Source organism: Streptococcus sp. WM07, assembly GCF_004570525.1.
GTDB lineage: Bacteria > Bacillota > Bacilli > Lactobacillales > Streptococcaceae > Streptococcus.
This window is the reverse complement of record NZ_SPPZ01000181.1, coordinates 1-453: the sequence shown is the minus strand read 5'-3', so window position 1 is coordinate 453 and position 453 is coordinate 1. Positions and strand designations below refer to the sequence as shown.

Annotated in this window: 1 protein-coding gene; it reads right to left on the bottom strand. The window is 33.3% G+C overall.

Annotation, left to right across the window (positions count from 1 at the left end; all coding sequences use genetic code 11):
* A partial coding sequence (locus E4T71_RS08950; protein ID WP_135034965.1) for a helix-turn-helix domain-containing protein occupies window positions 1-214 on the bottom strand: 214 nt, incomplete at its 3' end.
* Window positions 215-453: the final 239 nt, after the last annotated feature.

Here is a 453-nt window from a genome sequence, read left to right as displayed (position 1 = left end):
TAAGGAGTGCCTCTAAACCTCCTTCTAGATAACGGTTCAATAAGTTTCGTACAGTTTGATGAACAAAACCTACTGATTTAGCTACTGCTGTTAAATTCTGACATTCAGAGTAGAGAATGAGAGCTTGAATTTTCCTATGGTGCTGTGCATTCTTTTTATCTTTCAGGGCTTGCTTCAATTCGCTAATTTGATATTCATTTAGTTCGACTTTCATACCTTATAGTATACAGCTATTTTTGTTTTTTGTTAAGTATAAAATAAAAAAGCGAGCAATTCCAAACTAGAATTGCTCCTTTTCCATTTTATGCTTTATAATTACAATAACTACAAAACAACTAGAAAGACATAAAATGTATAAACAGTATAACACAAATCAACTCAGCCTTGAACTATCTATTGCTTGGGACATCCCTGAAACTCATGAAGCACGTCTCATTAGCCAGTTTGTAGACT